At 34.2% G+C, this 26,342-nt stretch carries 35 protein-coding genes; 2 read left to right on the top strand and 33 right to left on the bottom strand.

The genetic code is table 11. The features are described 5' to 3' along the window. Window positions 1-15: 15 nt before the first annotated feature. The 12 genes from QDN89_RS18385 to QDN89_RS18330 all read right to left on the bottom strand — a co-directional run bounded on the left by QDN89_RS18385 (window position 16) and on the right by QDN89_RS18330 (window position 8,634). Window positions 16-645: a TorD/DmsD family molecular chaperone gene (locus tag QDN89_RS18385; protein ID WP_280771630.1), complete on the bottom strand. Its 630-nt coding sequence runs from the start codon at window positions 643-645 to the stop codon at window positions 16-18. Next, complete coding sequence (locus QDN89_RS18380) at window positions 620-937, bottom strand: hypothetical protein (RefSeq protein ID WP_280771629.1); 318 nt, start codon at window positions 935-937, stop codon at window positions 620-622. Before QDN89_RS18380 ends, QDN89_RS18385 begins: the two co-directional genes overlap by 26 nt. Before the next feature lie 275 nt (window positions 938-1,212). Beyond that, the gene (locus tag QDN89_RS18375; protein ID WP_280771628.1) at window positions 1,213-1,953 is read right to left on the bottom strand and encodes a glycerophosphodiester phosphodiesterase family protein; all 741 of its coding nucleotides are present in this window, start codon (window positions 1,951-1,953) and stop codon (window positions 1,213-1,215) included. Between the two features lie 632 nt (window positions 1,954-2,585). After that, window positions 2,586-2,936: a DUF3846 domain-containing protein gene (locus QDN89_RS18370; protein ID WP_280771627.1), complete on the bottom strand. Its 351-nt coding sequence runs from the start codon at window positions 2,934-2,936 to the stop codon at window positions 2,586-2,588. Window positions 2,937-3,646: 710 nt separating this feature from the next. Next, window positions 3,647-4,078, bottom strand: coding sequence for a hypothetical protein (locus tag QDN89_RS18365; protein WP_280771626.1), 432 nt, complete (start codon window positions 4,076-4,078; stop codon window positions 3,647-3,649). Between the two features lie 115 nt (window positions 4,079-4,193). Next, a complete protein-coding gene (locus tag QDN89_RS18360) occupies window positions 4,194-4,355 on the bottom strand; it encodes a hypothetical protein (RefSeq protein WP_280771625.1) in 162 nt (53 codons plus the stop codon). A 150-nt stretch (window positions 4,356-4,505) separates the two neighbouring features. After that, window positions 4,506-4,943 (bottom strand): hypothetical protein, encoded by a 438-nt coding sequence (locus QDN89_RS18355; protein ID WP_280771624.1) that lies wholly within the window; start codon window positions 4,941-4,943, stop codon window positions 4,506-4,508. 101 nt (window positions 4,944-5,044) lie between these two features. Then, a complete protein-coding gene (locus tag QDN89_RS18350; protein ID WP_280771623.1) occupies window positions 5,045-5,446 on the bottom strand; it encodes a DUF2178 domain-containing protein in 402 nt (133 codons plus the stop codon). A 48-nt stretch (window positions 5,447-5,494) separates the two neighbouring features. Continuing rightward, entirely contained in the window at window positions 5,495-5,656 is a 162-nt protein-coding gene (locus tag QDN89_RS18345) for a hypothetical protein (RefSeq protein ID WP_280771622.1), read from the bottom strand. A 660-nt stretch (window positions 5,657-6,316) separates the two neighbouring features. Next, window positions 6,317-6,778: a GNAT family N-acetyltransferase gene (locus QDN89_RS18340; protein WP_280771621.1), complete on the bottom strand. Its 462-nt coding sequence runs from the start codon at window positions 6,776-6,778 to the stop codon at window positions 6,317-6,319. An 81-nt stretch (window positions 6,779-6,859) separates the two neighbouring features. Further along, window positions 6,860-7,900 (bottom strand): S66 family peptidase, encoded by a 1,041-nt coding sequence (locus tag QDN89_RS18335; RefSeq protein ID WP_280771620.1) that lies wholly within the window; start codon window positions 7,898-7,900, stop codon window positions 6,860-6,862. A gap of 116 nt (window positions 7,901-8,016) precedes the next feature. Further along, entirely contained in the window at window positions 8,017-8,634 is a 618-nt protein-coding gene (locus QDN89_RS18330; protein ID WP_280771619.1) for an NUDIX hydrolase, read from the bottom strand. A gap of 584 nt (window positions 8,635-9,218) precedes the next feature. On the opposite strand from QDN89_RS18330, the gene QDN89_RS18325 reads away from it, so the two are divergent. Then, a complete protein-coding gene (locus QDN89_RS18325) occupies window positions 9,219-9,983 on the top strand; it encodes a MerR family transcriptional regulator (protein ID WP_280771618.1) in 765 nt (254 codons plus the stop codon). Between the two features lie 260 nt (window positions 9,984-10,243). Here the strand turns inward: QDN89_RS18325 and QDN89_RS18320 are convergent, their stop codons facing one another. Then, entirely contained in the window at window positions 10,244-10,954 is a 711-nt protein-coding gene (locus QDN89_RS18320; protein ID WP_280771617.1) for a hypothetical protein, read from the bottom strand. A gap of 657 nt (window positions 10,955-11,611) precedes the next feature. On the opposite strand from QDN89_RS18320, the gene QDN89_RS18315 reads away from it, so the two are divergent. Next, entirely contained in the window at window positions 11,612-12,394 is a 783-nt protein-coding gene (locus QDN89_RS18315) for a formate/nitrite transporter family protein (RefSeq protein WP_280771715.1), read from the top strand. 287 nt (window positions 12,395-12,681) lie between these two features. On the opposite strand, the gene QDN89_RS18310 is transcribed toward QDN89_RS18315, so the two are convergent. The 20 genes from QDN89_RS18310 to QDN89_RS18215 all read right to left on the bottom strand — a co-directional run bounded on the left by QDN89_RS18310 (window position 12,682) and on the right by QDN89_RS18215 (window position 26,265). Beyond that, window positions 12,682-12,882, bottom strand: a complete 201-nt coding sequence (locus tag QDN89_RS18310; protein ID WP_280771616.1) for a hypothetical protein — start codon at window positions 12,880-12,882, stop codon at window positions 12,682-12,684. A 319-nt stretch (window positions 12,883-13,201) separates the two neighbouring features. Next, window positions 13,202-13,921, bottom strand: a complete 720-nt coding sequence (locus QDN89_RS18305) for an alpha/beta fold hydrolase (protein ID WP_280771615.1) — start codon at window positions 13,919-13,921, stop codon at window positions 13,202-13,204. 197 nt (window positions 13,922-14,118) lie between these two features. Then, window positions 14,119-14,580: a GNAT family N-acetyltransferase gene (locus tag QDN89_RS18300; RefSeq protein WP_280771614.1), complete on the bottom strand. Its 462-nt coding sequence runs from the start codon at window positions 14,578-14,580 to the stop codon at window positions 14,119-14,121. Between the two features lie 40 nt (window positions 14,581-14,620). Beyond that, entirely contained in the window at window positions 14,621-15,463 is an 843-nt protein-coding gene (locus QDN89_RS18295; protein ID WP_280771613.1) for a DUF4037 domain-containing protein, read from the bottom strand. 33 nt (window positions 15,464-15,496) lie between these two features. Continuing rightward, on the bottom strand, window positions 15,497-15,772 hold the full coding sequence (locus QDN89_RS18290; RefSeq protein ID WP_280771612.1) for a hypothetical protein: 276 nt from the start codon (window positions 15,770-15,772) through the stop codon (window positions 15,497-15,499). A gap of 48 nt (window positions 15,773-15,820) precedes the next feature. Continuing rightward, window positions 15,821-16,447 (bottom strand): NUDIX hydrolase, encoded by a 627-nt coding sequence (locus tag QDN89_RS18285; RefSeq protein ID WP_280771611.1) that lies wholly within the window; start codon window positions 16,445-16,447, stop codon window positions 15,821-15,823. A gap of 237 nt (window positions 16,448-16,684) precedes the next feature. Continuing rightward, entirely contained in the window at window positions 16,685-17,107 is a 423-nt protein-coding gene (gene fosM / locus QDN89_RS18280; RefSeq protein WP_280771610.1) for a FosM family fosfomycin resistance protein, read from the bottom strand. Window positions 17,108-17,235: 128 nt separating this feature from the next. Further along, window positions 17,236-17,745, bottom strand: coding sequence for a GNAT family N-acetyltransferase (locus QDN89_RS18275; protein WP_280771609.1), 510 nt, complete (start codon window positions 17,743-17,745; stop codon window positions 17,236-17,238). A 640-nt stretch (window positions 17,746-18,385) separates the two neighbouring features. Continuing rightward, window positions 18,386-19,009, bottom strand: coding sequence for a helix-turn-helix domain-containing protein (locus QDN89_RS18270; RefSeq protein WP_280771608.1), 624 nt, complete (start codon window positions 19,007-19,009; stop codon window positions 18,386-18,388). Window positions 19,010-19,675: 666 nt separating this feature from the next. Then, window positions 19,676-19,927, bottom strand: a complete 252-nt coding sequence (locus tag QDN89_RS18265) for a Fic family protein (RefSeq protein WP_280771607.1) — start codon at window positions 19,925-19,927, stop codon at window positions 19,676-19,678. A 74-nt stretch (window positions 19,928-20,001) separates the two neighbouring features. Beyond that, window positions 20,002-20,676: a VOC family protein gene (locus QDN89_RS18260; protein WP_280771606.1), complete on the bottom strand. Its 675-nt coding sequence runs from the start codon at window positions 20,674-20,676 to the stop codon at window positions 20,002-20,004. Between the two features lie 108 nt (window positions 20,677-20,784). After that, a complete protein-coding gene (locus tag QDN89_RS18255) occupies window positions 20,785-21,252 on the bottom strand; it encodes an NUDIX hydrolase (protein WP_280771605.1) in 468 nt (155 codons plus the stop codon). 130 nt (window positions 21,253-21,382) lie between these two features. Further along, entirely contained in the window at window positions 21,383-21,697 is a 315-nt protein-coding gene (locus tag QDN89_RS18250; protein ID WP_280771604.1) for a hypothetical protein, read from the bottom strand. Window positions 21,698-21,879: 182 nt separating this feature from the next. Beyond that, window positions 21,880-22,326, bottom strand: a complete 447-nt coding sequence (locus QDN89_RS18245; protein ID WP_280771603.1) for an NUDIX hydrolase — start codon at window positions 22,324-22,326, stop codon at window positions 21,880-21,882. Window positions 22,327-22,444: 118 nt separating this feature from the next. Further along, window positions 22,445-22,915 (bottom strand): DUF4825 domain-containing protein, encoded by a 471-nt coding sequence (locus QDN89_RS18240; protein ID WP_280771714.1) that lies wholly within the window; start codon window positions 22,913-22,915, stop codon window positions 22,445-22,447. Between the two features lie 191 nt (window positions 22,916-23,106). Next, entirely contained in the window at window positions 23,107-23,454 is a 348-nt protein-coding gene (locus QDN89_RS18235) for a cupin (protein ID WP_280771602.1), read from the bottom strand. A gap of 3 nt (window positions 23,455-23,457) precedes the next feature. Further along, window positions 23,458-24,006, bottom strand: coding sequence for a histidine phosphatase family protein (locus QDN89_RS18230; protein WP_280771601.1), 549 nt, complete (start codon window positions 24,004-24,006; stop codon window positions 23,458-23,460). 170 nt (window positions 24,007-24,176) lie between these two features. Then, the gene (locus QDN89_RS18225) at window positions 24,177-24,662 is read right to left on the bottom strand and encodes an NUDIX hydrolase (protein WP_280771600.1); all 486 of its coding nucleotides are present in this window, start codon (window positions 24,660-24,662) and stop codon (window positions 24,177-24,179) included. Window positions 24,663-24,892: 230 nt separating this feature from the next. After that, window positions 24,893-25,363 carry a GNAT family N-acetyltransferase gene (locus QDN89_RS18220; RefSeq protein ID WP_280771713.1) on the bottom strand — a complete coding sequence of 157 codons (471 nt, stop codon included), beginning with the start codon at window positions 25,361-25,363 and terminating at the stop codon, window positions 24,893-24,895. A gap of 110 nt (window positions 25,364-25,473) precedes the next feature. Then, window positions 25,474-26,265 (bottom strand): class I SAM-dependent methyltransferase, encoded by a 792-nt coding sequence (locus QDN89_RS18215; protein WP_280771712.1) that lies wholly within the window; start codon window positions 26,263-26,265, stop codon window positions 25,474-25,476. Window positions 26,266-26,342 lie beyond the last annotated feature (77 nt).

Here is a 26,342-nt window from a genome sequence, read left to right as displayed (position 1 = left end):
ATTTTCTCACCTCATTTATGATATTGTCATTCTATTTAAATCAAGATGAATGATACGTCTAATTATGATAGCCCAAGCCTTACAGTAATCTGTTTTTGCTTGTTTATTCACCAAATCTAAATGCTCATCTATCCATTTACCGAGATGCTCATTTAAAAACTCCTCTAATAATGCTTTGATTGCCGTTAATTCGTTTTCTTGATTCAATTGATGTAATAAAAATGCGATAAATTCAAGCTCTAAAGCAATATGATCATCTGGAATTTGACCTTTTCCGTCAACTTGGATATTCGCTTTTTCATAGAAGGATCTAACGGACAATGTTTCCGCTCTCATCAATAACTTGTCATGATTAAGATATGTTGACTCGTAAGGCGGAGCTAGAAGCTTATATGGGCCGATGAATAGTTTATTAAAATCGAATTTACAGTCTTCTTCATGGCGAAGATTCGTACTTTTAATAACTTCTATCGCATCTTCCATTTTGAGTTGATATAAATGGTTATAATCTTCTAGAACTTTGACTACTGCCTCTAAATCTTTGGGATTCCATAACTGGTTGTGATAGTAAGCTGCAAGAATACTATAAACTTTGCTTTTCCACTCATAGGCTTCCTCTTTAGATATTTGGCTTTGGAGATTCATCATCTTCGTCCTCCCCATCCTCATCCTCTGCTTCACTTTCACTAACTTCACTATCTTCTATTTCACTTTCATCCATATATTCATCCATCTTCAATGGGGCAATTCCTTGTTCGATTTCCTCATCCGTTAATTTGTAAATCACATCTAGCTCGGGATTAACTACTCCTTCAAATTCTTCATCTAACGTTCCACTATCAATGCCGCTAAGAATCTCTTCTCCATCATCTTCATTACAAGATGCTAATACAAATAGCAGACTTAAACTAATAAATAATAGAAATACTTTTTTCATGTTATTTCCTCCTATCTTGTGAAATTAATCACAAATAAATTTAAATCCTTTCCTTGTCTTCATTATAATAAATAGCAGTCAATTTCAGGTTGTAACATTTTCTATTCTTTAGCAGGTTTTGTTGTAACTCTTCACAACGGTGGGGAATGGGGGTGGTTCTCGTTCGGCAATGCCTGTTGGGGAATAGGAACCGTCCCCATTCTGCCCTCGGCATTCTGCACCCCAAAAAGCCCGGTTACCATCCTTTTCGATGAGACCGGGCTTTGGTCGTTCATTTATTGTTCCTCAAATTTTTTTCTTTCCTGTAAAGCTTTGACTGGATCATCAGTGATAAGTCCGCTGCATCCCACTTGAAAAAAGTATTTCATCCACTCTAGATCATTGACCGTATATGGTCTCGCATCCAACCCTTGTTGCATGAGGTGGATGATTTCTTCTCCTTGCATCATCGGAAAATAAAAATGCAATCCTTGAAACTGATGCTTATGAAGATAGTCATGAGGATCGGCTAAAGCAGCAAAAACAAGGGCCGATGTCGAAATGGAAGGAAACATTTTGTTCATTAAAACAAGACTCCCGTGATCAAAGGAGGAAACGATGACTTGGTCAGACACACCAACGCTTTGAATAACTTCCGCTGTTTTTGAAGCCAAAAGCTGACGATCCGTAGTTAACCCTTTCATTTCAATATTGACCGTCACTTCAGAACCCTTGACCAAGTCTAATACTTGCGACAATAACGGTATTTTCTCTTTTGAAAAAGCTTCTCCAAACCACTCGCCTGCGGAAAAGTCCTTTACCTCATTCCAATCCTTCGTTCGAATAACCCCTTTCCCTGAAGTTGTTCTCTCCAACGTCAAATCATGCATCACAACCAATTTCTCATCTTTTGTTAATTGAACGTCTAATTCTAATCCTTCTGCTCCAGCTTTTACGGCCTCTTCAAATGCAATCATTGTATTCTCTGGATACTTTTTAGAATAACCTCTATGAGCAAATATCTTTGTTTGTTCCAAGATTTAATCCTCTCCTTCAACTTCTTTATATATAATAATTATAAATGACATTTGTGGTGAATGGGGACGGTTCTCGTTCGGCAATGAATGAGAATGTAGCTGAGTAGAACCCCTTCATATAAAGGTATTGCGACAGTCAACTTGGTACTGTTCGTCATACGACAAAAACAGGAACCCCTAATTTTGAGGTTCCTGTTTTATCCTATCCCCACTTCATTTAAGTAGAAGTGTTTATTTTGATTCTAAGCCAAGGAAAATACGTTACACAGCAATATCAACATCATTAATTCTCGATCAAAAAACTACTGGGATGCATTTACCATAGACTGTACAAACAACATATTTTATTTGAATTAAAAAATGGATGGTAATATAAACATTCCTACAACGACACCTAAAACAAAGAAGGTTATATACATTAAATTCTTTTTATCCATTATTCATCTTGTTCCTCATTAATCGGTACAATAGGGCAATTTTGACCATCTACATAGGTTCTCATGCTACCATCATCAGAGTAACACTTAAATAGTTTCACTAAAAAAACCTCCTAAAAATTTTAATACAATAGTTATTGATTAAAACAATTAAATGGTTATTATTCTCAGGTTTATAAGAAACCCCTATCAAGATTAGTAATCAATCGCGAGTAGTTTTTCTCCTTCTACTTCCACTTCGTGAAGCTGATTGCGGAATTGTTCCAGCTGGTCATCACCCAAACCAACGGTCTTTGTTCCGTCTGTTCCAGTTACGACCACTTCTCCATAAATCGAGTCATTCAATTCTCCTTCGTGTTTTAAAACTAAGGTTTTCTCTTGATTTAATACGGCAGCTTTTGGATTTTTCCAAAGTACTACATTATTCGGAAGGTATAGTGCTTCCGGAGAACCCTTCACTAAACCTTGTATGGATTCAATGTCGAATTTATCTAAGTTTTTTTCTTCAAAACCTTTTTCCTTATTGCTTAAATGTAAAATACTCATCGTCTCATCTCCTTGAAAGTTAAAATTGTTTCCTACTCCCTCTTTAACCATTTAAATGGAATATAAAACATAGCCGGTGGGGAATGGGGACGGTTCCCGTTCGGCAATTTAGGGATAATTGATCTGATCGTGAGCCTAATTTAGTAATAATGATTCTAATTTCGCCATAGAACAGTATTTTTTGACCATGGATGTCCAAATTATATCCATACGGTCCCATTTTTTCTCCTTAGAACGGTGCTTTGTTACCATAGAAATCTGTCTTCACACATAAGATTGATTTTTCACGCATAAAACTTCCATTCTCACGCACAAACTCACTTTTTCACGTACAAATCCAAAAAACGAACGAAGAGAGTCAAACAATTCTGATCTCGCCGAATTGGAATTGGGCATGGTTATTAAATGGATCAATCGTTGAAAGGAATTAAGTAAACCGCTTAACACTTGCCTTCTCAGAGTTATTTTAATCATGATTCATCCATTCTAACAGCAAACTTAAGCAGACCGTTTCCAATTTTATCGGCTTTCCTTCCGAAGCGCAAAACGGAAAAACGCAGACAAATTTATACATTTACACCTTTCCCAACCCAAACTTCAGTTAAATTTGCATTGCAAAAAGGCACAAATATATGTTCTTCGTGCCTTTAATAATCATATTTATTTGTCTAACTACCGCTCCGATTAATTACCACTTAAATCACAAGTCTTTATGCTTCATTCCATTTTCCATTCTGAGAAAAACTCACTACCCATTTACTTAATAATCGGAGAATGAAATAAAATATGAAATAATTAACTATAAAGCCAATTAAATTAAAACTTACATAGCCAGATATATCTTGATAAAAAAACCATTGTGAAGGAAATCCATAAGAACGAGTGCCACCTTCCATATAAACCCCTATAACTGGTACAAAAGCAAACCCTACCGTCATGACATAACTTATGAAATGCAAATTTTTATGTAGCTTCATATCTTTTCCAAATAAATATACACCGATTACTCCAATTCCCACTGCAACGATAATAACAGGTACTAAAAAACGGAACGCCTCTAAGTTAAAGGCTATATTGCTAAAAATGCTAAGTATAAGAAAAACACTGATTATAAAGGGAATTTTAAAATTAGCTTTATTCATGCTTCTACCTCCTTCGTATCAATTTAATAACCTAACCTTATGCATAACAACAATATTTAACCCTTCATGCTATCTTTATATAGCACTAGGTTAAAATAACTCATAGAATTTTTTTCTATCGCTCAAAATTCACTTTCTCATATGTACGAATAAAATATTCCAATCTCATTGCAATCCATATTAAAACCATTGCACTTATACCGTTCCAAAAGCCTCCTAAAAATAAACCAACCCCACCGCCAATAAAGATGTAAGTCATTAATTGTTTAGGAATCATCTCATATTTCATCCCCCTTCAATTAGTTTTCGTTTTCCATATCATCAATTATAATAGATTCGTTTACCGGGCACTAAACTTCCAATTGAGGCAAGAACAATCCGAATGACTTTCCATTAACACTATCCGGAGGCTAACTAATCCAACACCTCATTTGTTTCTTCGTTCCAATCGTAAATAATCTTTTGTTTTATCGACCATTATATTGTGTTTTTTGGCAAACTCGTGAAGATGGTCATTCGCTTCTGTTGGCTCCAGTATTGCTAATCTAATATTTATCCCTTGTTTTAATTTAATAACAGCAGCTCTTTTAAACCAACCTACTTCGAAAAATTTCAGTTGATTTATTTGAGTTGGGTGAATTTCTTTTTTTAAAAAAGATATCTTGAATAGAATAATAACTTGATATACTAGATAGTCATCGTAAATATTAAATTTAAATCGAAGAGAACCTAAAAAAATGAAAAGCGGTAAGACAAATAAAAAGAGAGTGAAAGAATATCCATAAAACTCGCTTAGAACATTCAGAAATATAACGACAATAAAAATACAAATAATTGGCAGGATTTGTGGTCGAACATCATACATGAATTTCCCATTCCTCCCTCATTTTTATAATAATTATTCTATTAAAATATTAATTTGCCTTCACTCCCCATAGCCCCTCAAAAGGACAATTCTTTCCTGATCTAACGTTTACCATTTATTTTTCTTGAATATAAGAACTCAGTGATAGGTTGTACGATTATCGAAAGACCCACGACAGTAAGTAATGGTATATTTTCTATGTTATTTGAATTATAAACACCTTCAGAAATGAACAAGATTAATCCTGCTGATATCACTAAGACGCTATAGCTAATCTTTGCACTTTGGCTTTTTATATGGTGGATCATTTCCTCATTCTTATCCCCACTTTCAGGATCACGAAAATTAAGTGCATGAAAGAAAATGGATAAATTAACAAATAACATTAAAATAGATGCTGGATAAAAAGATTTTAACTGAATCCAAGCGTACAAAGATAATCCAATAACTACTAATAAAGATATAAACGTTATGAAAACAAAGATTTTTTTCGTGTTACTCAACTTGCTTTTCCCCCTTTTTCAATCATACTCATCGAGTCCGATTAATAATTATTTCTCACGATTTAATATGTGGCCAATAACAATACATAACAAGATCAATCCAACAAATAAACCAGTATCATCAGGAGCCATATCGAAAAAGGTTGGCTGAACAAAATAATTGAGAACAAAAATAAGTATTGCCATATATAACAATATTCTATAAATCACTCCACAATCACCGCCTTTATTCATAACTATGCAAGGATTAAAGAACACTATTTCATGTTTTTTAAATATAGAAATTTACACTAAACTCCCTCTAGTGTAACATTAATTTCCAAATAATTGTCTAATCAAAGGGATATTTATCCTGTATTTTTTGATGAATGGGGACGGTTCTCGTTCGGCAATTGAAGGCTAATGGATCTGATCGTGAGTCTGATTTAGTAATAATGATTTTAATTTAGCAATAGAACAGTTTTTTTTCACCATAGAGATCCTCTTTTTTTCCATAGACCGAAGAATCTTCTCCATAGGAGTCCAGTTTCTCCGGTAAAACGATACTTTATCTTCATAAAAATCTGTCTTCACGCATAAGTTTGATTTTTCACGCATAAAACATCCTTTTTCACGCACAAACCGGGATTCTCACGCACAAACTCACTTTTTCACGCACAAATCCAAAAACGAACGAAGAGAGTTTAACAATTCTGATCTCGCCGAAATGTAGAAATTCGAGAAAATTATGCACACAAAACGACCTGAACGAAAGTGCTCATTTACGTTCAGGTCGTTTTATATGTGACACTAGAATATATTGATGAAACTTAGGAACTTTAAACATTATTTTTACTTGTCTACTTTGCCTCCCATTGAGTTCCCTTTCATTCAAGATGGCAAGTATTCCATAGGCTCTGTACAATGGACGTAACCATTTTTCTTATAATAATTAATAGACTTATCACTTGGCCAAACAACCACAAATTCATACTTATTTTCTTTAATCCACTTATTTATTGTTTGGAGCATTTTACTTCCGACACCCTTGTTTCGAAATTCTGGATCAGTATATACATTAGTCATATAAGCAAATGGGTATGTTTTTCTCCCTGGGCGCGGTACTTTATGCATTAATTCTATGTAGATATGTGATGCAACTTTTCCATTTTCTTCACCAACCCAAATGAACCAGTGATCACTAGCCATTGCCTTTTCTAAAAAAGACCGGCATTCTTTTTCAAAATCATCAAATGATGCATTCCTTTTACTTTCATCGTTTTCAATAGTAAAATCCCATCTCATGCTAATTAATTGGCTAATATCTTTTGCTTCAGCAAGTCTTATATTCATCTATTCTTCCTCTCCTTCTTTACTATAATCATCCAACAAAACTCCACTCATTTGCTCAGTAATTATTTTTTCTAAAAAACCTTATTCTTCAAATGGATTTTCTAATAGTTTAATTTCATTATTTAGAGGATTTAATTCCACCTTTCCTCCAATAGGCAGAATTAATTTAGGGTCTGTATGACCAAAATCAAAATCAGTAACTATTGGCAATTTACTTTCACCAAACTCGTCACTTATTACTTTAATTATTATTTTATTGAGCTCATTTTTTTCCTCAGCAGAGTAGTCTTTAGCCCTGCCAAAAATGACGCCATTTATCTTTGAAAACACGTCTTGCATTCCATAATTTCTTAGCATATAACCGACTTCCATAGGCGACGGTTTTTCTTCTGATGTTTCAAAAAATAGAACTTTTCCACGCCATGAAGAGTCATCAACCCAATATTTGGTTGATTTCAAGAATTCTAATACCTCGATGCAGCCGCCCCATAATTCCCCTTGAACTTTCGTTTCTCCTTGCAGAAATGTCCAACCTGCTTCATTGTCATAAAACTCTTTACACTCTCCAAGAGTCTCTAAGTTACTCCAATCCTGATAACCATTAGTCCATTTTTTGTATGGGAAATATGTGTAAGGGTATTGATTTAATAATAGTAACGCCTTTAAGTGTTCCGTATAGATAGAAGGAAGACTTTTCATTTGAGCTAACCCTGCCATGACGGATGGTCCATAAAAAGTTATTAATCCAAATTTATTCAAATAAGTCAAAAAGGTTGTTGCATCTGAGAAACCCATAATAAATTTCGGGTTGTTCATGATCATATCTGTATCTAAAAACGGTAAAATTCTTACTGATTCATAACCGCCAATGGTCGTTATCATCCCATCTATGCTATCGTCTGCAAAACATTTATTAATATCGTTTGCTCGAATCTGTGGATTTTCATATAAGTCCTCTGGAGACATCCTTGCTGTTGGCATTTCAACAATAGTAAAGCCCAAAATTTCTTCCATGTTTTTTAGTCCAAGCTCGTATATTTCTGGAAACAAAGATGCTAACCCGTTTGATGGTGAAATGATTGCTATTTTGGAACCTTTTTTAAGCCTTTTTGGTTTTAGCATTCATAGTCTCCTTTTATTTCGACTTATTATTTCCTTGCTGGTTCAATGAAACGAACCGTTATTGCCATCAAAGATGATCAGCCGCTACCAATTGTTAAAAAATACCAAGACTATAACTAATCGAAAACGGTTACTTTATTTGGATTTCTTAGAAAATCAAACAGCATAATGATCTGTTCTTCTGTATTTCTACCAGTTGATAGTTTAGGGAGATTCTTTTCAGAAAAAAACCTTACATCTTTCGTTTCCAATCCAGACTCTGCTTGTCCTCCTATTAATTCGCATTGAATAAATATTTTGTAATAATGATAAGGTTGAGGTGGATGAGAATGCTTATTTAAATCTAACAACGCAACTAATTTTTTGGCGGCTACATCATATCCTGATTCCTCTTTTACCTCTTTTATTATATTTTCAGAAGGTGATAAACCAATATCACAAAAGCCCCCAGGTAATGACCACTTATCATCAATTTTTTCTCGTACCATTAAGATTTTGTCGTCATTAAAAACAGCTCCACGAATATCTACTTTTGGCGTTTGATAACCTGTTTCATTCATAAACAATTCCGTTATTTTTTCCATTTCTAATCCTGTATATTGCTCCATGATCTCAGCACTTATATTTCGAAGCTCTTCGTACCTTTCTATATCATACATATCTTTAGAAAACGATAACCCTGATTGTGATAGGGATTGAATTCTCTTTGCCCATTCTAGCCATTTATCACTCACGTTCGACACCCTCTTCTATAAATTTTTAGTTGGTGAATGGTGGTGAATGTGGTGAATGGGGACGGTTCCCATTCGGCATTTACAAGTTCTTTAAATGAAATAAATGTAATAAATCCATTCACGCAGTTTTATCGCAATAAGCAATAAATATTATTTCGTAATTTATTTCCATTAGCTCGCTTTCATTTTCCCTCTGCAATTCTTCAATAATAATAACAGTTTCAGACAATTCATCTTCTAAACTGGACTGGAATTTCCCTCTGTTATTCGTTCATTTTCTCCCCTTTAGTGTAACATCAATTTCCAAATAACTGTTTAATTAATGGAAATATACCCTATTTAATGGGGAATGGGTGGTGAATGGGGACTTTTGCTTCTTGTCTTTCCACTGAGTTGTAAATAGATACTCATTGTTTCGTGTTTTCATTGTTGCAATAGATAGATGGCTTCTTTCTATAGCTCTCTCCGTAAACATATGGACATTTTCCAATCCTTATCATTGAATTACCATTAAAATATCTTTTTTAGCTATTTACATTAACGCTACGGAAAGGTGTAAAGTTAAGTTATCAGGAGGTGAAATCATGGAATATACCGTTAAGAAACTTGGGGCATTAGCTGGTGTTAGCACTCGTACATTAAGGTATTATGATGAAATTGGACTTCTAAAACCTGCTAGAATTAATTCATCTGGATACCGAATATACGGGGAATTGGAAGTTGATAAACTGCAACAAATTCTTTTTTATAAAGAGCTAGGTTTAGAACTGGAACGGATAGTACAAATACTTGATGAACCAAGCTTCGATACTACACATGCATTAAGGAAACACCGTTCTAAACTATTAGATAAGCGAGAGCAACTAGATTTGTTAATAGCTAATGTTAATAAAACAATTAACAAAAATGAAGGGAGAATTATTATGTCAGACAAAGAAAAGTTTGAAGGATTTAAACAAAAAGCGATTGAAGAAAATGAGCATAAATATGGAAAAGAAATTCGTGAAAAATATGGAAATGACACTATTTCTCAGTCAAATGCTAAACTTCAAAAGATGAACCAGGAAGAATATGAAAACGTAACAAGACTAGATGAACAAATTCAAAAAACGTTAACGGACGCATTTAAAACTGGAAATCCTTCAAGTGAAATTGCTCAAAAGGCAGCTGAATTGCATAAGCAATGGGTGAGTTATTACTGGTCTGACTATAGCAAGGAAGCAAATGCCGGTTTAGCTCAAATGTATGTGGACGATGAGCGATTTAAAGCTCACTATGATAAAGAACAAGAAGGTACCGCAGAATTTCTTAGAGATGCTATTTATATATATACAGGAATGAAGTGGTGAACGGGGACGGTTCTCGTTCGGCATTCACTGGGTGTATAAATTTAAAAGTGATCTATCAGAAGCTAAATAAAAAAGACCTGAACGGCTGCGATGATTGCCGTTTAGGTCTTTAATTACATATGTAAGATAGACGTGCAAAATTTTTTTATACAGTAAAAATCCGTTACTTGATAAAAGCCATGCTTGCCAATATGTTTATTGGTTTGTCCTCATCGTCGCCTTTCGAAGGACAAGTTTATAGAATAATCCCCCTTGGAAGCTTACCACTCAAAGAAAAACTTAAGTGACATCGTGATCGCTGTATATGAAAACACTCCAATCACGAAAGTCGGATAATGAATCTCCTTGTCGTTCGGCAGCTCATTTTTAAATACATTGAAGATCATTGCACCAGAGATAAAAGCAAAGACGATAGCTTTTATTAAAGGATTAAGCTCCAGTGTCAGAGCAAATATCCACCCGACAACGATGCCCCCGGCCAGTATATATCTTCCCTTATGACTGTATTCATCCGGGAACTCGCGATACATATCGTGGGCAACAGCGATAATGTGAAGACCAATAGCAAAACTGTAAAATACGGCTTGTACACCGGACACATCAACGGAAAGCACCGTAAATGAAATTAACGCGTTATAAAAGGTATAGAAGGCAACAGCTACCCAAAACGAAGACGTATGGGACACAATATTTCGTCTGACGATTAACTGTATTCCAACGAAAATCACAACACCTAATAAACCGATGAAATATATTTCTGACTCCATGGCAAGCGCTCTATATTTATCCGCAATATTTACCTGTTCCTGGTGAAGGGTCGGCAAAAGGTAAACGAACACATAAGAGACTGCTAAACCACCTGAAAATGAAAACCACACTATTTGTTTCATTCGTTCCGTAGGCAAAAGTTTATTTGCCATTAAGTGCAACATAATAAATACGATTCCGATAAAAAAAGGAATGACATTCATTAGCTTCCGTCCCCCCTTATCACAAAAATGCCAGCGCTCGGTTCGTATGAAACTTCGCAAGCAGCTTCGCGAACGCCTTGTCTGGAAAACCTCTATGCAAGAGCTTTAGCCCTCCACCTATGAGCGAGAGATGGTGGCAATAAAAGTAGACGGCCATCAGCTCCGGATCAAGGTCCGCTTGATCAAAATAGCTATACCATTCTCCAAACCTGAATGATAAAAAGCTGTGTTCATGCTCCACATCATAATAACCAGACCCTTCAATGTCAATGAAGAAATGTTCCAATTTGGATGAATGAGGGTTAATGGGTGGTGAATGGGGACGGTTCTCGTTCGGCATTGACTGGGTGTATAGATTTAAAAGTGATCGATCAAAAGCTATACTAAAACGACTTGAACAGCGTTGATGATTGACGTTCAGTTCATTTATATATGTAGGATAATTGAGTATTGCGGATAGAATGAGCCAGGAGGAGCGGAGCCAAGAAAAGCTCTATCTCACACCTGATGAGAGGTCCCAATAAGCATTTCCCTCAATGGAACCGCCTTCAAATTCTACCTTCTAAATTGGATGCGTTTTCATCGAAAAATACTGTTTTCTTTTCCGAAACGGAGGCGTATAGTGAAATGAGCAGCCACTCGAAAGGAAGAAAACATATGGAAATGAATTCTCTTGAGCAGGTCGAAAAACTAGCGCTCAAAAAAGAAAAAATCTTTAATACAGGAAAAGTGCGTTACTTGATCAGGGCCATGCTTGCCAGTATGTTTATTGGTTTTGGCGTCATCGTCGCCTTTCGGACAGGAAGCTTCTTTTATATAGAACAATCCCCTTGGACGTATCCAATGGCGGGGATTTCCTTTAGTGTCGCAATCATTTTAATTGCTTACGGCGGAGCGGACTTGTTTACCGGCGATACCTTTTATCACACGTACGCAGCTATCCGGAAAAAGATGAAATGGATCGTAGTCGGCAAACTGTGGATGTACACGTACATCGGTAATATTCTTGGAGCCGTGACGTTTGCTTTTTTAATTTACACGACCGGATTGTTTAACGAACCCGAAGTGAATGCCTTTTTGCTTACAGTGACCGAGCAGAAAATGACAGCTCCTGTAATGGAATTGTTTTTTCGGGCGATTCTATGTAACTGGCTAATCTGCCTTGCCTTTTTCGTTCCTCTTTCCATGAAAGAGGATATTGCAAAAATGGCAGCGATGATTTTCTTTGTCTTTTGTTTTTTCATTTCTGGCTATGAACATAGTATCGCCAATATGTGTACATTTGCGATTGCACTCGTCTTAGATAGTCCAGATGCCATCTCGATCGAAGGAATGATACGCAACTTGATTCCCGTCACAGTCGGAAATATTATCGGCGGAGCAATTTTTATGGCTGGTGTCTATCACTATATTAACAGCCCGTTTTTAGATAAGGAATGATGAATGGGTGATGATGAATGGGGACGGTTCCTGTTCGGCAATGACTGGGTTTATAGATTTAAATGCAATCAATCATAAGCTATATTAAAATGACTTGAACGCGATGTTGATTGACGTTCAGGTCGCTTACATATGTAGGATAGTTATTTTCCCTATAAGAAGTACCATTGCTGCTATAAATCCAATAAAATTTGCAATATATTATGGCTTAAACGTATACTGTCTCATTTTATCATCCATTTCTATTATCATTTTCTTTCATTAGCATTCAAAGCCTGATTGTGGGTTTATACTTTCTTCATTGCTTTATTTGTTTCAATATACTTCTGCGTTAATAACCCCGCATTATAAACAGCAAAGACCATAATAAAATAAAAGAGAATATCAATAAATCTGCTCAACTCAATTACGTTAACTAAAATATGAAAAATAAACAGAACCGCGGTAATTATAGTTACAATAAATTGTCCTTTGACTGACTTAATCACAGTAACCCTCCATTTTAATTTTTCTTACCCGTTAGTGCCATAACAGACGCTACGACTTCCTCCACTATAATAAAACACCAGATAATACAGATGAAAAATAAATAAAATTCATCGTCAAGAATACAATTACAAATGCAATTCACCAAAAAAATATATGAAACCTAACCCTATCAAAATATGTATCACAGCAAAAAAATTATATTCATAAACTGTCTCCTAAATGAAATAGTTACTTGAAAACTCTTCTCCCCACTACCACAACAGTAGCAACAATTATCCCACTTACGTCCCCCGTTTATTTATATACATTTAATAAAATCTATTCTTTAACTCTATCTATCAAAGTTTTTATTGCTCTAATTACGGTTTCTGGTTCATCATCCTGTATATAATGGGTACTATTTTCAGCAATTATGAACTCGCTATTTGAGGATATTTCACAAATTTCTTTCTGCATTTCATTCCACAACATTTGTGATTCCTCTGAATAATGAGCTTTTTTGCCTGCTGAAAGAACAATTAGTGGAACATTTAATTTCCTTCTTGATTCTTTTAGTTGTTTTAAACTTTGCATAAATTCATTATAATTACCTTCGAAAACAAATTGTTTGTTGTATGCTCGTTGAAACTCATTTGGCATAGTGGGGAGAAATCTTTCTGTATAATCTTCAGGCGTAGAATCAATCAATATAAGTCCACACACTTCATTAGGATATTCCGTTGCATACATTCGTGTATTAACTCCTCCAAATGAATGACCTACCAGTATGTACGGCGGTTCTATCCTCGCTTCATTAAGAAGTTCTATTAATTCTTTTATCATTTCACGACTTGTTCTTGAGTTAGAACTTGATTCGCTCTTCCCAAGTCCTGCTCTATCATAAATGAGGACATTAGAGAGCATTGAAATTTCTGATATTACTGTATCCCACACCTGTGAATAATCCCCATATCCAGCATCCATTACAATAGTTGGATTTCCATTATTTTCACCAACTAGTCTGGCGTATAGTTTACAATTACTTATTTGTATAAACATTCCTATTCTCCGTTCCTCGCTTTTCATTCATCACATCAAAACTAAAATGTTATCGTTTCATAAGTCAACTTAGTGCACGTATAAATTCATCAATTAAAACAAGAGAGCTTTAGCATTTCAGCCAATGCAAGAAAAAAGCTGCATATGCAGCTTCATGGATCTCATCAATTACACTTCGTTATAGTTCAGCCATAATATTAAAGTTTTAATTTCAAGCCTTCATGTGTTGCCTTGAAACCTAATTTTTCATAAAACCTCAAAGCATCAGGTCGCTCTTTATCTGTAGTAAGTTGAACTAAATGACAGCCACGTTCTTTTGCACGTTTAATAGCCCATCTTATTAATTCAGTCCCTATGCCTTTACTACGTGAAGATGAAGTAGTTCTGACACCTTCAATGGTAGCTCTCCAACCGCCCTGATGTGTTAGATAAGGAGTGAAGGTAATTTGTTCAACGCCAATAATTTCATCTCCTTGGTATGCGACGACTAATTCATTATTTGGATCAGATATAATAGCTTGAAACGCTTTTGTGTAACTATCTGGAAGGGGCTGCTCATATCTCTCCCTCTTACTTCCTAAAACATCATCAGCAAGCATTTCAACGATTTTATCTAAGTCTTGTTCTGTTGCTATTCTAAAATCAATCCCTGATCCCATAGTTTACTCTCCCTTCTACTTATTTCACTCTGCTTCCAAACTATTCTCCGAGCTCATTACTCGGTCTCAAAAATAATGATTTACCTATAACTACTGATAAATCAATTTGAGGATGTTCCATTTGTATGAGTTCATATACATCTTGAATCATTATTTCTAATTCTTTTATGGAAATGGCTGGGTCATCTAGAAAAATCGATTCTAAACGTTTACCTATATTTTCTGGGGCAATCATCATTGATTCTAGTGTTTGTTTTTGCCACTTAAACGCAGGGTGATGAACGTATTGGCGATTTAAACCAAACAACATTCCCATTATATTTGTTTGAACATCCACCATTCCTTTATAAAGCATTAACCAATCTTTACGATTGAGCAAAGCCTCACGATTATTCCACCTGTTACCTAATTGAATATTTTGTTTGATCATTGCTACACTTAATTCATTCGGATATTTATTAACTTTTTCTTTCATTCTTTTAATGACAAGATCGCCACTAAGCGAAACACCATGATGAACTGTAGCCGCTATACATTGCTTATCTAAATTTGTATCAAAAGACAATGTAACATCATCTATTACTTTGTTCATTGTAACCGTTAGAAAATTACTTATTTCCAGCTTTACTCCTTGAGTTATATACGTTTCTGACCATTCCTCATCTTCGTAAGGGTGAAAATCGATGATATCCCCTTTTAATTTCACAATTGGAGTTACCCTATCTATATCTGTTGGGGACTCCTTCCAAAAAACAAAGATTTCAATATCTGAATAGTTATCATTCCAGTTCCTTGATACAGAACCACCTAATAAAACAGCTTCAACTTTTGGATTTCTTTCATAAATTTTTGCTATATCTGATGCCAATATATTTAAATCCACAAAACCTCTCCCTTAAAAAAACGATATTTGAACCTATTGTTTCTTCTCTTTTGCCTTCCTTTTATTACTCCGTTTATCTAAGGTGTATGATTCATTCATAATCGTAGTTCCTTCGGATGGAAAACCTTCATGCCTTCTGTCTGGATTCCCCAGTATATACGTGTATTTCCCAAGACGTTTCTGATTAATGATTAACGAAACGGCTAATAAAATCATGCCAATATAAATACTTATATTAGACTCTATAACTACTGATAATATAAACGATAGTATGGCAATCCCCACAATAATTGTCTGAATTATTTTCAACTTAATATTAAACTCCTCCTAACTTGTTTACTAACTCTTTTGGTAGTTCTACTTTATATGTTCATGCATCTTTTGAATAACTTCTTTATAAAAAGACATTTGATGTGGTACAAATTTATCTCTGGTGACGTTTTCTTTTATAATAAGCTTATTTCCATCATTATTTATTTCAAATCCATTAACTTCTATTTCATCTGTTTCAGAAAGCCAAAGTTTAGCAAAATCAGTAAATTTAGCTTTTACTATTCCTGAAACTTCTTCCTCTTGAAGGACAAAGTCATCAAAGGTATTCTCGCTCCTAAATAAAAAAACGTTTGCCAATTCTTTATCAATGAAATTTTCTTTCACAACACAATAATCGATTTCACCTAACTTTACTAAATCCTCAAAAGTGACATCTATTCCTATTTCTTCTTTAATTTCTCTTACACCATCTTTTATAGTTTCATCGGCTAGTAAATGTCCAGCAGCAGTAATATCTAACAGGTTAGGGTAATCTTTTTTATTTTTACTACGAAGCTGTAAATAGATATAATCATTTTCTTGATCTTTGGAGATAAACCAACAATGAAAAACTTCATGCCAATATCCAACCTTATGTACATCACTTCGAGAAGCAACTCCTATTTGGATTCTATTTTCATCAAAAATCTTTAATTTTTCTTGTTCACCCATAACTTTTCCTCTTTCCTATCATTTAAACTATAACGATATGTTTCATTATTAGTGAACTCCCAATTAACACTTAACAACTTTCTCAGCTTTTTGAAGTACTGCTATCCGGTAATTCAACTACACGAAACACCTTAATCAATTAAAGAATTTATGTGAATGAAACCTCTATCAACTGAAGTATCTACACAATAGCAGTGAATCTTCTTTCACAATCGAAATTTCTTTTTTGAAATCCTTTTAATCGAAAAACTCCATATGTGTTTTCTCTTGTTTGTAGTAATCCAATCTATCTTGCAGTGTACCTGTATGAAATTCAAATTTATGACCATCTGGGTCCGTAAAATATATGGACTTTTTATCTTTTTCATCTCTTGGACGACCTGATAAGATGTTTACATTCCATCTCCTTAGTTTCTCGTATATTTCATCAAATTTATTTTCTTCAATGGAGAATGCTATGTGGGTATAGGATTGGATTATTTCATTACGCGGAATATCTTTCTCAACATTGAGAGCAAGCCACATCCCATCTAAATCAAAGTAGGCTATGTTTTTACCTTTTACTAACAATTTAGCATCAAATACATTTTTATAAAATTCAATAGAATCTTCTAAATTAGAAACTGAAAATAAAAAATGATTAAGTCCTTTTATTGACATTTTATCACCTCAACATAGTACCCTTTATTCTTTAATCTTCTAAGCTTTACTTGAATATGGGTAGATAATAATCCTGCACAATTCCATAATCGTATCATTTAATAAAAGTATAGAATTTACTACTAACTTCAAAATAAATCATTTATATTATCCCATCCATACACTAGTTCATTAAGCCTTTTACCAGCAATTTCTACATCAACAATATCTATTACCTTACCTCCTAAAGAGTCATAGAATAATCTAGATTTATTATCTTCCAAAACTAGAACGAGCATTGTGTTTATACCTAAACTTTTTAAATCTTGAACGACTTCTTTTGCCAGCAACTTACCTATACCTCGGCCTTGAAACTCTTTTAGGATATAAATTGAACTTAGTTCCCCTTCATATCCTTCGTATTTTCCATTACGTTCTTTTCCTCCAGAGGAAAACCCGACTAAATCACCATCATTATTTTCCGCTACAAAAACATTGCCTTCAGGAATGTTTTTCATCCATAATTTTTCACGTCTTTCATAGGATAAATTATTTAAGAATTCATCTGGGATGATGTTCTTATAGGTCGTTCGCCAACTGTCAACATGTACTTTGGCTATTCCTTTTGCATCAGATAAATTCGCTCTTCTTACCTTCATAAATTCACCTCTCAAATTAATTTTAACTTGTATCAGTTCGCAAACCTTGCTTTAAAACTCAATTAGTTTATAAAGCAATATTCTTAAAAAGTTTAATTAGTTACCTCACAAACTTTGTATTTTTCTCCTACCTATTTTAACATAAATATCCAAATGACTCTTATTCATAAAGTAATTCGCATGTTAAATCATACCCAAATGAAAAGATGGAACTACTTAACTTCTATTTTATTAAGTACAGTGGTTCGATAATATTTACTTTTTGAAGATTGAAAGTTGAAAAGTGCATATATATGAGTATTGCGGATAAATAAGCCAGCTATTCGGAATTTTGAGCCACTGATTGCGGACGACTGAGCCAGTATATGCGGATAGAGAGCTACTATTTATAACAGCCATAAGAATATTCCACATCTGCAATGTCTTTTTACCAGCGATGCCACGATATTTATCACTTGTTGTCAATGTGTTTACCAATGGTTGACGTCAGTACGCGTATTTTACAACGTTAAGGATACTGAAAGAAAAAAAGCCTAATTCCTACGTAGTTTTAGCGAGGAAGTAGGCTTTTCATCTGTAACAAAGGCGCCCGATTACGGTATATACCTAAGAGGATTAATCCAGAATTTTATTGATCTGATTACCTTGGCTTCCTCCATATCGGTATGAAAAATTTAATGTTTTTGATAATTAAAATTACAGTACCAAAAAGTCCTGTAACGAATGCCTTTATACTTCTTTCAAAAGGCAACATACCATATAAAAAGTAAGAGAAAACAAATAACAAATCAAGCCATATTATTTTTTTCGATCCGGATTTTCTACTAAAGTAATCCCTTGATCCTACGAATGTTAAGACTGCTCCGATTAAAAATAGGACACCATACCACATTTGTGAATACCAAAGAGGCATTGAACCCATATCAGATTGATTGGAAGAAGCACCCTCATAACCTAAGAAACTGACCAGCATAAGAATTCGACCAAAGACAGCTGCCATTTGCATTTTTATATCTTTTTGACTTCCTTCAATCCGAATTTCTACGTCTTTTTGTTCCTCTACATATTGCTCTGGAGAAACTAATTCTTTAATATCACTATCAAATAAGTCAGCCAATTTTATTAGATTGTCTGTTGACGGTTCTGATTGATTTGTTTCCCATTTTGATACTGCCTGCCGACTCACTCCTAACTGTTCAGCTACATATTCTTGCGATAACTTTAGAGATTTCCTTTTATTGTTAATATTAGAAGCTAACGACATAATGCAACGCTCCTTTTTCAATATGATTACTGTAATCGTATTGGATTTACTGGTTGCACACCACCAACCACACAGCAACTATTGGTTGCAATAGCTTAATTTAACACATTTATTCAATAAAATGGTCCGTTTGTGGAGGACTGATCTTATTGAAAGTCAATCAAATTTGTATAATAACTATAACATTTCCAATCAAAAAATATGCTATTATATCTTTGACTATTCAGAAAGTATGAAGTAGTAAACAGCATGTCATTCATTAGCTGCAATTAACTATCAGTAAAATAAAAAATAAGAAACTTTGACAAACAATTTAATTTGCCACACAGTAAAAGGGCTACTCTACTTTGCCTAAGACATTGCAATTTCGGTAGTCCTCAACCACCATTGACTTAACTTACAGTGAACAGAAAGCATTTTCGTTATGGATTTTGCTCTATTCCATAAAACAATAGTTCTATTAGTAGCTCTCTACGCCGCATTAGGTGGCTTAAAAGTTTGCACTAGTGGCTAATCCTGTCTGCAATATTCAATATACACCTAATAAATGAATAGGGAGCAACGAGCCCACAAGCTCTAGTTAAAACTGGAGCTGAATTCAAAAATCTTAATTTAACGTCAAAAAACAAGTCCCAAATATAAGGGGCCTTGTTTTAAATTAAAGACTCATTTAATCATATTTAAATAGCTTCTAAGGCTGTCATCGACACAACTTATAATCAAGTCAATAAACGGTTCCATCTCTTTCTTCACACTTGCCGTTTCAAGTGTTTTATAATATTCAAGCCTTTGGCTGTTTTCAGCCTTTACAATAGCCGGCGGATAACCGTGACTTATCAAAATAAGGTTCATGAGCAGCCTAGCAGTTCTGCCATTACCGTCTGAATAACTGACCAAGGGGACGGTTCTTTCGGTCAATTATTGATCCCCCGCCACGAATAAAGGATTTGAACCCTTCCATTTTAGATGTTCAAGAGTTTAATTTCATCGGATTAATAAGCTTTTAAATCCCCTCCCGGATGGATATCTATTTTACTGTTATCGAACAATGTGATGGAAAGAGGGAAGGATTTAGAAATCCTCTCTGAAAAAATCCACCTTCTACCAGGTTCGTTCAAAATGATAAACACGCCTTTCGTTCTATCTCCCATAAAATTAAGGCTATCTTTCTTTATGTCTTCGTTATCACGCTCAGTTACACCAACTGTATTTAGACTTTCAGCAGCACTGGAAACATCATTTACCGTTACACCTATTTCACTTATATTTAAAACACTCTTTATTGAGAATAATTCAGTTTGGTTCGTATTCATTGAATATCTCGAAATAAATTCCACTACATTTCCAGATGGATCATCAAAGTATAAGGCGTGAGCTCGTAAATGAGTAAAGTGAGCCTCATCTTGTCCTTCTTCCAAATTTAAGCTAACTTTCTCCTTTATCCATGTTTTAGCTTCAACAAATTTATTCGATGGTATGTTGAAGGCAAAATGATAGTAAGGATTACTTGTTACTCCCTTTGAAGTAAATTGTAATTCACTACTACCGACAGCGAAACTAAAGCTGTGATCGTTTTCTTCCGTCAACGTAAATCCTAATTTATTTATATAAAAATCTTTCATTTCAGTTAATTTTGTTGTTTGTAAAGTCGTCGATTTAATTTCCATATAAGTCCTCCCCTTGTCAGAAGCATATTTTATTTCATTAAGGATTAAATTTATAGGAAGCTCACTTTAGTTCCATAACAGACGCTATTGTTTTCACTAAACCATCCATTATCCTAAAATCGGTAGTTGTTTTTTCGATAATAAGTCCTCGATAAGCATATTATGTTCGGGGAATATATTCTCTGGTAGCTCTTTAAGTGAATAAAATTTATTCTGGATGGACTCTTCGTTACTTTCCACCAACTCACCACTATACTGTTTGCAAATGAATGATACTAAAACTAGCGATACTTGGTCACCATTATCAAATGTCTTGTCATGTTGTGGACCAGAATAAATCCCAAATAACTCAAGTTCTTCTAATTTAAGTCCCGTCTCTTCGTTAACTTCTCTTTTAGCAGTATCTTGAACGCTTTCTCCTAAATCCATAAATCCACCTGGAAATCCCCATTGACCATTATCAGAACGTTTTTGCATCAACACTCGATTTTCTTTATCAAAAACAAAGGCACTTGCAACAACCATAATAACCTTTTCGTTTCCTACCATTGACCTTAAATGTTGTATGTAATCCATTTAACCAGTCCTCTCAATTTAAACCTCTTATTGAACAACCTTCTTTATTAGTAAAGGACTGTCTTTTTTGATAAAATCGTGCCCTTTAGTCCTTAAACGGAGTTATTCTTTCTGGTATAAAAATATTATTCTACTTTGCTATTCTGTCACGATATACATTCAAAGTAATGACATTTAGCAAAATGGTAACGATAAGAAGAACTGTTGAAGCAAACGCTAAAGCGTACATTGTATCCATAAGAGCACTCCAATCCTCAACCGCTACCTTATGATAGGTATAGAGAATATGGAAACATAGTGAAATGGCACAAGCACTAAGGCTCATAAAAACAAAAAAAACCCAATTTTTATTTTCTTGTTTTTTATCCCACATTAGATTAACCATGGGAAGGATCCAAGCAATTAGTCCAAGCACGAGACTCCCAACATTTAGCCAACCAATCATACCTATGCCCCCTTTGTGTTTTTTGGTTATTTGCTCTCCAATATTCTAAGTGTTTTTCTTCAAAAGTTTTGTATTTTCCTCCCATCAATTTTAACATAAATATCCAAATCACTCTCTTTCACATAGGAATTTGCACGTTTAATCATCCTAATAAAAAGATGCCTGAACCCCTATACTGGGGTTCAGGCACCAAAGAGTTCAATAATTACCTTTGCTCTGCTGTCCATGTTTGAAGGGAGATTATTTACTGAAAAATAATTCAAATCCAAACTTTCACCATCATTGATTGCTAACTTTCCGCTAATTCCTTCGGCAAGATAAACGCTTATTACGTTATACACCTCATCACCATTAGGATATTTAAAGTAAAAGTCATTACCAGACAGAACTCTTATAAATGTTAGTGTCTTTGCCTTTAGACCCGTCTCTTCAAATAGTTCACGTTCAGCTGTTTCCTCCAGACTTTCACCAATTTCCATTGCTCCACCTGGTAGTCCCCATTCTTCTGTATCAGAACGGTGCTGAAATAATATCTCTTTATTCTCATTCATAACTACAATAGTTGAACCGACTAAAATAAAAGGTCTGGTGCCTATTAGTTTTCTTATTTCTTTCGTATAATCAGCCATATGTTCCTCCATCAATTATTTTTCATTCTACTCTTCACCCTTTTAGTTTAACATCATTTACCAGTTTTGATCATAAAAAATGAGCTGCAACTGCAACTCATCATTTTAAATGCTTCCGTTATTTTAATAACTGATTAATTTTGTTTTCGTCTGCTATATATTCTTGTATTAGTTCTCTTAGTTCCTCTTCATTTTGGACTTCACTTAATTCTTTCCCATACCACTCTTGCAAATTTCCTTTCGTAATCGTATGTTCACTGAAGTCGGAATGAAATGTGATCCAATCCACATTTTGTACTAATGTAAATAAAAATGTGGTATTGTATATCACTGATTCTTTGTCATCTTGCTCTGATTCTATCCCATCATAATTTAGGATGATGCCATACGGTTCTTCGTTTGTTTTAAGTTCAAAACTGTTTAAATGCTCTGCACCTGGTAATTGATTAGCAATGTTTACGACGGCACTGTTATCCCCTACAAACGAATCTTTAAATTGAAACATATCATTATTTACATGGTTATCATTTAAATTACACCCACTTAAAAAAAACATTACCACTAATGAAAAGAATAACAACTTAATCACTTTTATCAATTCTATTTCCCCCTTTAAATCTATATAAATATAAAATAAAAACCCAAAAATTTTGATTATTTTCCCTATTAAATCAATTCAGAAGGACTTATATATAAATTGATAAATCACTGATGAACTCCATAAAAAAACAGTTTGTAAATTATTATTTTGTTGATGAAGTTGACCTGGTTTAATTTCAATTAATACATAAACTCAGATGGATTTAGTTCTTCTGATTCTATTACTATTGCAGTAAGCCCTGTATTAGTGGTCGTTTCGTGTCCTTCTCCTTTTTCCCAATAGATAGCCTCACCTGTTTTGACAGGTGTTTTAGAAGTGTCATCACTTCGCACCCACCCTTCGCCAGCAACAATAAGAAGTAATTGAGAAACAACAGCTTTATGAAAGCCAATAACTCCATTTGCTTCTAAATGCATACAACCGATTTGAGCAGTTTTTTCCGTTTTTACGATTTGAGACATAATAAAATTAGAATCAAAATGAGTAACCTCTTTTCCAATTTCTTTATCAAACTTATAAAATTTCATTTATTAGCCCCTCCAATTCCAAACCCGTTCTAAAGTAATTTCATTGTTATTTAATTTTATAAGATATACGTCAGGGTTACTTAGCTTTGACCATTCATCAAAACCAAATTCCTGGTTATAATTGTTTAATAATAACGACATTAAATTTCCATGTGTCACAATTGTTGTACTTTCAAAATCACTATTAAAAACATTTTCAATAACTTCCATTATTCGGATTACCGCTTCTTGGCTAGACTCGCCACCTTTAAATTTTAAATCGAAATCTTCAAATGTTGTTCTTAATTTTTCAAACCAATCTGGTAGATGATCTGCGCTTAGTACCCGTTCTTTTAATTGACTATTTATTTCTATCTCAACATTTAACTGCTTTGCTAGTGGTTGTATGGTTTGGATAGCACGTTTATATGGGCTTGAAATGATTCGTTCAATTTTAACATTGTTAAAAAAAGTAGCTAATTCAATTGCCTGTTTAAAACCTTTTTCAGTTAGTGCCGCTTCAGGAGGCTGTCCCTCTGCCTCACAATGCCTGATAACATAAATGCTTTTCAAATGAACCACTCCGTTATTTTCGTTTTGTGCTAGTTTATAAGTTTGATTTTATTTGCACAGATCGCTTCATACTTTCATTCAAATATATAGGTGCTTTTGAGTGATCTAACTAGAAAACTGCATCTCTTATTGAACGAATATTCTCCGTTAGCACACAATAATGTAACTACTTATTTTAAGACATTCCAATCATCATAATTTACAGCGTCAACACCTAAATTTTTGGTTCTTAACCATTCAAAAGCTTTTAAAACAAGAGGTGAAGCATTGTCTAACGATACATATTTTTCTGATACCCATGTTGCACCAAGTGAATCTTGACCTTCGAATGAATCAGGGATGCATAACTCACCGCCAGTTTTTTTGACAGAATAGTAAACTGCAATATGATGCACATCCGTAAAATCTCTCCACAACCAAGGTAGTTTGAAATCAATGACACCAAGATTTTTTTCGATTTCGATTTTAAGGCCCGTTTCTTCCAAGAACTCTCTTTTCACAGCTAAGGATAAGGCTTCCCCGACTTCTAAACTTCCTCCAGGAAGGTCATATCGATTTATATAAGGACCACTGCTCTTATTTATTACCAATAGCTTTCCATCTTCCACACATATTCCATATACACCAAAAGCCGTGTGGTATTTTTTATCAGACACAAATATTCCCCCAAAGATCTCTTAAAAGTTTATTCAAGTAAACTCCCTTTAAAGCCTAACCCCTATTGCCATACCGCGAAATATAATTCCTAACATTTTAATATCATCACCTTAATCAACTATGATGAATAAACATTCATCATTTATTTCCTATTTTAACATTAAATACCTTTATTTGAGAAAAGGAGATTCTTCGTTCAAGGAATCTCCCGTTAGCCTTAAATGGTTTTTTAACATATTTTTTTATAAAAAATAAGAGTCGTATGATCGTTTAACTTCTTGCTAACTTCCGTTTTGTTAAAGCCCATTTTTTCATATAAGTAACAATTTCGTTCTTCCTCTAATATAGTAGCTAATTCCCATGATGTTGCTTGTGGGAACATCTCTTCCATTAAAGTTACCGCCTTCTGAGCTATTCCTTTCCCTTGATAAGCAGGTAAAATAAACATTGGACTTATCCAAAACTGTACATCTTCTTTCCAGTTTACACAGATAGCACCTACAAAATTGTTTTCAGCTAATATCTTATAAAAACTACCATTGGGTTTATTTATTCTCGTTATTACCCTTTCAATCGTTTCATTAGCTGGGTTGGTTTCGTAATCTTTATACTTATTCAGTAAAGGTAAAAAAGCCTTCACTTGAATATCTAAAATAGATTGTGCATCATTATCTGTAGCTTTTTCTAACCTAACCTCCATAAATCCACCTGTTTTATTACACATCTATTCCACCCTCCAAAATATCATTGCCTGTCTGTTTAAAATGATTGCTGTTAAAGTCTCGTCCTTTTCCGTGTATGTACATTCATTCAGATAACCGCCGATTTTACCGCCATCCAAATTGTCCATCTATCTTTCTCAACTATGTTTGTACTTGTTGATAAAGATTTATCAATATGATTTATTAATAGTTCTAACTCTTCATCATCTAATTCATGTAAAATACTTCGTCCAGTCCTGCCTCTTAAGTCTTTTAGCAACTGCTCTTTATTATCATACTCGTTTCTTATTTCCCACAATTTAATTTCTTTGATGTTCGTGAATCCAGTTTTATACAACATATTAATTACAGATTTGCTCTTATGTCTACGACTCGTTTCTTTCTTAACTAATTTCGGAAAGAGTTCAAAGAAATAACCTCTAATATGAGTATCATCCCCCTTTACTAAACAGTCGTCGGGTGTTCGGTCTTGTACAATATAAAAACCATCATGCTTCAATAATCTATATGCTTCTGAAAAACAAGCACTTAAATCTTGAATATGATGGATCAATGCCCTTTCAAGTAATAAATCATATTCGTTACCGTCTAAACCAGTTTCAAAAGCATTTCCATGCATAAAAGAAATATTTTTATACTCTTTGCAGTTTTTTCTTGCACCTTCAAGCATAACTTCTGAGAAATCAACACCTTTAACAGAACCTATGCCCATGTCTGCTAATGCTTTTGAATATATCCCTCCACCACAACCAATATCTAATGCTTTCATATGTTTTTTCTCCATAGGTAAAAGTTGTCTTACTTCTTCCATCCACGAATTATCAGCATGTCGGGTTGTATAAGTTTTACTGTTTTCCTTATTATGAAAATCAATTCCCACTTTCATCCACCATCCCTACTCCATTTATTTCATTTCCATTCCTAATTTCATGCTAAGTAATCACATAGCAGCGACAG

It is taken from the genome of Salipaludibacillus daqingensis (assembly GCF_029891575.1).
Classification (GTDB): Bacteria; Bacillota; Bacilli; order Bacillales; family Salisediminibacteriaceae; genus Salipaludibacillus; species Salipaludibacillus daqingensis.
The sequence above is the reverse complement of the archived record's forward strand: the minus strand, read 5'-3'. Positions and strand labels throughout refer to the sequence as shown.